Raw genomic sequence first — 4,020 nt, forward strand, 5'->3', positions numbered from 1 at the left:
AGATCTGGGGGACGGGCGAGCGTGAGATCGTCCAGGGCGGCGAGAACGGCGACTTCATCCGCGCGGGTGGCGGGGATGACGACGTCGATGCTGGGGAGGGCAACAACTACGTCGACGCCGGCGCGGGCGACGACCTCTCCAAGACCGTCAACTACTCCGACCTCGCCGATCGCGCGGCGGAGGTCCTCGCGGGCTCGCCCTTCCAGCTGATCGAGGCCGTCGCCGACCACATCGCGCGCGAGGTCCTCGACTTCGACGGCGTCGAGTGCGTCGACGTCACCGTCCACAAGCCGCAGGCGCCCCTGCACGTCGAGTTCAAGGACGTCACCATCTCCATCCGCCGCGACATGCGCGACGGGGGGCTGTGGGCGGACAAGCGCATCGGCTCGTCCGCGGGCTACTCCGATGACCCGCGGTCGCCCGAAGGCTCGCACGCGCCCCGCGACATCATGGACGAGCGCCCCGCGCAGCCCGTGGGCGCGGTCATCGCGCTCGGCGGCAACCTGGGCGACGTCGAGCCGACCTTCCGCGAGGCGCTCGCCGAGCTGGGCCGTGTGGGCGGCGTGACGGTCGGCACGGTCTCGCCCCTGGTGCGCTCCGTTCCCGAGGGTGGGGTGGATCAGCCCGACTACCTCAACGCCGTGGTCCGCATCGAGACGTCGCTGTCGCCGCGCGAGCTGCTCGCCGCGTGCCAGGGCATCGAGATGGTGCACGGTCGCGACCGGTCCGTGCCCGGTGCCGCGCGCACGCTGGACCTGGACATCGTCGCGTTCGACGGCGTCACCGGCGAGGCCGACGACCTCGTGCTGCCGCACCCGCGCGCGCACCAGCGCGGCTTCGTGCTGCTGCCCTGGGTCGCGATGGAGAACGATGCGGTGCTCGAGCCGCACGGCTCGGTCGCGGACATCGCGCGCGCCGCGCAGTTCCAGGGGGTGTCCCTGGTGAGCGCCCAGTGGCCGCAGGTGCCGGCGCCGGACGCGCTTCCGGATGCCCCGGAGGCCGATGGGGGCGCCGAGTCGGGCGAGGCCGTGCAGGAGAGCGTGAGCGAGGCGGGCGCGGCTGTCGCCGACGTGCCGGAGATGGCACCCGAGGAGCCTGCCGCCGCGAGCGTCCCGGAGGCGCCCGCCGCCCCGGCGTATTCGGCGCCGGAGCAGCCGTCCGCGCCGCCGGTGTACTCGGCTCCCGAAGCGACGTCTGCCCCCGCGCCGGTGTCCGCGCCCTCGGCGGCGTTCCAGCCTGCGCCTGCGGAGCCGACGCCCGCGGCCTCGGCCCCGGAGCCGGCAAGCGCGCCGCAGACGTACTCCGCACCCCAGTCCTACTCCGCGCCGCAGACGTACTCTGCGCCGCCCGCGCCGAGCGCTCCCGAGGCCCCGAGCGCACCCCAGGCTGCGGCCCCCACCTCGCCCTACGACGGCCCGGTCTCTCCGTATGCCGGGTCCGCGCCCGCGGCCGCCGCGCCGCCCTCGTTCGACGACGTCCTCGCCGAGCCCCAGTCGTCCGCGCCTCCCGCACCCCAGACCTGGGCGCGCGTCTCCGACCAGGCCTCTGCCGCATCGGCCCCCACCACGGGCTCCGCGCCTGCGGCTCCCAGCGCCCCGCAGACGGGGACCACGCCCACGCGCGCCTCGTTCGGGGTCGCGCGCCAGACCCCGCCGCCCGCCCCGGAGAGCGACGACGACGCTGCGTCGTAGGCCGTGCAGCAGCTCACCTGGCTCCGGCTCACGGTGGTGGGCGTCGCCGCGGCAATCCTCGGCTGGGTCGTCACGATGATGCTGACCGGCTCGGGCGCGACCCCGCTGGCGGTGCCCTGGACAGTCGTGGTGGTGTGCCTGGTGGCCGGGGTGGCCGCGCTGTGGTTCGGCTGGCAGGTGCGCCAGTATCTGAACGGCGACCGGCCGTCGTTGGATGGCCTGCGCGCGGCGCGCACGGTCGTGTTCGCGCAGGCGACCGCGTACGTGGGGGTGATCGTCGTGGGCATGTGCGGCGGGTATGCGCTCGGCCTGCTCGAGGACTGGTCGCACGGCCCGCGCCGCGAGGTCATCTACTCCGCGCTGCTCGCGGCCGGCGCCGCAGCCGTGATGCTCATCGCCGGCATCGTGGCCGAGCGGTGGTGCCGCCACGGAGACGACGGCGAGGCCGGCTCCGACACCTCGACCCAGACGGTCTGACTCAGGCGGCCCGAGGCAAGCCGGCCGCCGGCCCGCCCGTCCGGCCCGCCATCCCCGCCTCGGCGTCGCTACCGTGCGCGTGCCCCGCTGTTGCCGCTACCGGTTCCGCACACGGGCGCTACGAGTGTGTCGCAGGTGGCTCGTGTGACATCACGCCAGCCACGGGGATCACACGCGTCACAGCCGTGTGCAGAACCGGTACGCGCCACAGCTCCGTTCCGCCCGCCCGCGAGCCACGCCCCCGCACGCGCCTGGCAGACTGATCCCATGACGGAGTTCCAGCCCGACGACGTGACGTGGCAGTACGTGTCCCGCAAGCTCATCCCAGCCCGCGTGATCACCCTGTGGATCTGGATCGCGATCCCGATCGTGGGCGTGACGGCGCTCGGGGTCATCCTGGGCGTCTGGTCCCTGGCCGGCGCGGTCTTCGGCGCCGGGCTGGTCGTGGGCCTGTGGGGCTCGTGGATCGTGCGCCGTCAGGTCACGGCCCACGCCTGGGCCGAGCGGGAGGACGACCTCGTGATCAAGCGCGGCCGCATGTGGCGCGCGGTCACGGTGGTGCCCTACGGCCGCATGCAGTACGTCGAGGTCGAGTCGGGCCCGCTGGCGCGCCACTTCGGCATCGCCAAGGTGCAGCTTCACACCGCGTCGCCGGGGACCGATGCGAGCATCGCGGGCGTTCCCGCCGCCGAGGCCGACCGCCTGCGCGACCGCCTCACCTCCCGCGGCGAGTCCCAGCTGGCAGGTCTGTGAGCGAGCGCCAGTGAACGACCCCATCCCTTCGCTGCCCGCCCGCGGCCCGCGAGTGGTCTACCGCGCGCCGCGCGAGTGGACGCGCATGCACCCGATCTCCCCGCTGCTGGGCGGCTGGGCGGTCATGGGTGTCGCCTTGGCCGTCCTCGCGTACAACGTCGCGCCCAGTTGGACCGGCGTCGATCCCGATCTCCAGGAGATCGCGCACATCCTCACACGCTCGCTCGTGGGCTTCGCGCTCGCGCTCGTCGCGATCCTCGCGATCGCACTGATGCTCGGCTACGTCCAGTGGCGCTTCAACGAGTTCCGGCTGGGCGACGAGGCCGTCCACCAGCGCAAGGGCGTGCTGTTCAAGCAGCAGCGGCAGGCGCGCCTGGACCGTCTGCAGGCGGTGGACCTGGTGCAGCCGCTGCTGGCCCGCATCTTCGGGTTCGCGGCCATCAAGATCGAGGTCGCCGGCGGCGAGAACTCCGGCATCCAGCTCGCGTACCTGCGCCTGGGCGACGCCGAGGCCATCCGCAACGAGCTCCTCGCGCTGTCCGCCGGCGTCAAGCGTGCCAAGGCCGCCGGGACCGAGGCGTCCGTGGACGCGGTGGCCGAGCGCCTCGCGGCGCCCGTAGCGGGGGCTGATGCGACGGCCGGGACGGGCGTAACGGCGGCCGATGCGGTGGCACGGGACGGCGGGGACGCCGCCTACGCGGGGGCAGGCGAGGGCAAGGACTCCGCCTACGCCGGCCGCGGCTCGCTGCGAGATGTGGTCGCGATGCCGTCCGGAGTCGCCGAGCACGAGGCCGTGCCCGAGCGCCCCGTCTACGAGGTGCCGGTCGCCCGGCTCATCCTGTCGATCGTGCTGACGTGGCCGACCCTGTGGATCATGATGATCCCCATCGTCGTGGGTGCGGCGGTGTGGGTCTGGGGCCTCTCGATCGACCAGATCGTCTCGTTCACGTTCGGCGCCGGGGCTGGTTTCGCAGCGGTTGTGCCCGCGATCCTCGCGCTCGCGGGCTACTACTACAGCCTCGCCCTCGCCCTGACCACCACGGCCCTCATCGCGCTGTCGGAAATCTACGACTTCATGGTCTTCCGGCGTATTCTGGCC

4 protein-coding genes are annotated in these 4,020 nt (G+C 73.6%); all 4 read left to right on the forward strand.

The features are described from left to right. On the forward strand, positions 1-1,691 hold a 1,691-nt coding region (gene folK / locus QZ483_RS12965; RefSeq protein ID WP_297084678.1), incomplete at its 5' end, for a 2-amino-4-hydroxy-6-hydroxymethyldihydropteridine diphosphokinase. Between the two features lie 3 nt (positions 1,692-1,694). Further along, positions 1,695-2,168, forward strand: a complete 474-nt coding sequence (locus tag QZ483_RS12970) for a DUF3180 domain-containing protein (RefSeq protein WP_297084680.1) — start codon at positions 1,695-1,697, stop codon at positions 2,166-2,168. A gap of 267 nt (positions 2,169-2,435) precedes the next feature. After that, positions 2,436-2,921 (forward strand): PH domain-containing protein, encoded by a 486-nt coding sequence (locus QZ483_RS12975; protein ID WP_297084682.1) that lies wholly within the window; start codon positions 2,436-2,438, stop codon positions 2,919-2,921. A gap of 10 nt (positions 2,922-2,931) precedes the next feature. After that, a partial coding sequence (locus QZ483_RS12980; protein ID WP_297084685.1) for a PH domain-containing protein occupies positions 2,932-4,020 on the forward strand: 1,089 nt, incomplete at its 3' end.

This window comes from uncultured Demequina sp., assembly GCF_913055775.1.
Taxonomy (GTDB): Bacteria; Actinomycetota; Actinomycetes; order Actinomycetales; family Demequinaceae; genus Demequina.